Annotated in this window: 1 protein-coding gene; it reads right to left on the bottom strand. The window is 38.8% G+C overall.

Annotation, left to right across the window (positions count from 1 at the left end; genetic code table 11):
* Positions 1-30: 30 nt before the first annotated feature.
* Positions 31-1,743, bottom strand: coding sequence for an Rqc2 family fibronectin-binding protein (locus tag AC1DRF_RS25145; RefSeq protein WP_043976438.1), 1,713 nt, complete (start codon positions 1,741-1,743; stop codon positions 31-33).
* Between the last annotated feature and the right edge of the window lie 214 nt (positions 1,744-1,957).

The following is a 1,957-nucleotide window of genomic DNA, read 5'->3' as shown; positions in this document are numbered from 1 at the left end:
CCCCCTTTCTATATAGAAAGGGGGTTTATATTATGACTGACGCAGCTTCAGTACAAGTTCTTCGCTAGGCGTTACGTACACCGTTTGCTGGTTATCGTACGTCACAAAACCAGGCTTGGCACCGCTTGGTTTTTTTACGTGGCGAATTTTTGTATAGTCCACGGGTACCGAACTTGAATTTTTAGCTTTACTAAAGTAAGCAGCAAGATGAGCCGCTTCTAAAATTGTTTCTTCTGAAGGCTCTTGGCTGCGGATAACAACGTGAGAACCCGGTATATCTTTCGTATGAAACCAAACGTCATCACGAGCAGCAAGGCGATTTGTTAAATACTCATTTTGCTTATTGTTTTTTCCAACTAAAATCGTCGTGCCGTCGCTTGAAACGTATTGTTCAAGTGTAGGCGTAGTGTTTTTTTGTTTTTTCGCTTGTTTTTGCTGACGGTTGCGCAAATATCCTTCTTCCACAAGCTCTTCACGAATCTCTGCAATGTCTTTGTGAGTAGCAGTATCCATTTGCTGAATAAGTGATTCAAAATACTGTACTTCTTCGTTTGCTTTTTCAATTTGTTCGATTACAATCGAAACGGAATTTTTCGCTTTTTGATACTTTGTGAAATAGCTTTGAGCATTTTGAGACGGTGATTTTTGCGGATCTAATGAAATCGTAAGTGTACCGCTATTTTCATCATAATAATTAATAACGTCCACTTTCGCATCTCCTTTTTTGACAAGGTGTAAATTTGCGGTAAGGAGTTCACCGGCTAGCTGGTAATCAGATGCTTTTTCTGCATTTTGCAGCGTTTGCTCAAGTTTTTTTATTTTTTTCTCATTTTTCTTTTTCTCGGTAGAAATAAACTGTACTAAATCATGCGCTTGCTGCTTTACACGATCTCGCTCTGCTTTCCCGTAGTAATAGCGGTCAAGAAGCTCGCTGATGGTTGCATACGTTTTTTTCGTACCCTCTAAATGCGTTAATTCCAGTAAATAAAAGTAGTCTTTTTGATTAACGGTTGTCAGAGTCGGTGTAAACTGACCTTCTTTGATCAGCGTCATCGTTTCGACGAATGATTTTGGAAGGGTAGAACGATTTGCTAAGCCGGAGCGAAACACCACTTCATTTGCAATTAAAGGAGAAAGCCCCGAGAAGGTTTGCACTAGCTGGGTGGCTAACTTTCCGCTATTAAAATCAATTTTTTTAGCCACGGTTTCTTCATCGGCTTCAAATGGATGAAGCTTATCTTGACTAGGAGGCAGTACGTAAGGTGCTCCAGGTAGAAGCGTACGGTGCCTGTTCAAGGCCATTGGAACGTGTTTAATGCTGTCGATAATCGTTTGTTTTTCTTTATCTACAAGCACAACATTACTATGTCTTCCCATGATTTCAATAATAAGCTGCTTGTACGTCACGTCGCCAATTTCATTTCGTCCTTTTGTTTCAATGACTAAAATGCGGTCCAATCCAAGCTGATACACTTGTTCAATAATGCTGCCTTCTAAATGTTTGCGAAGAAGCATACAAAACATAGGAGGCTCAGATGGATTTTCATAGGGCTCATTTGTAAAATGAACGCGTGAATAGTTAGGGTGAGCTGAGATTAAAAGTTTGCGGTTTTCACCTTTAGCGCGTACTTGTAAAATCAACTCGTTTGGAAACGGCTGATATATTTTTGAAATTCGTCCTGAAACCAAGGTCTCAGATAATTCTTGTAAAATGCCATATGTAAAAATACCATCAAATGACATAGTGCTCACATCCTTAAGTAATTGAAAATTGTCCTATAGAAAAGTATAGCATTTTTTAGGACGAGTCTGAATAAGCATACGATATAAGATTGTAACAATCTAATAGGTGCATTTACAAATAAAAGGGTGTGAAAAGATGCAATGAAATGGTATGAATTAGGTGAAAAAGCAATAGTAGAAGTAACAAAAACAGACAGACAGCATGGTCTTACAC

It is taken from the genome of Priestia sp. P5_B4, assembly GCF_056400385.1.
This window is presented reverse-complemented; position numbering and strand designations above follow the sequence as displayed.

Coding starts and splice junctions, on each gene's coding strand:
- AC1DRF_RS25145 (WP_043976438.1), bottom strand. CDS start 1,743: ATGTCATTTGATGGTATTTTTACATATGGCATTTTACAAGAATTATCT.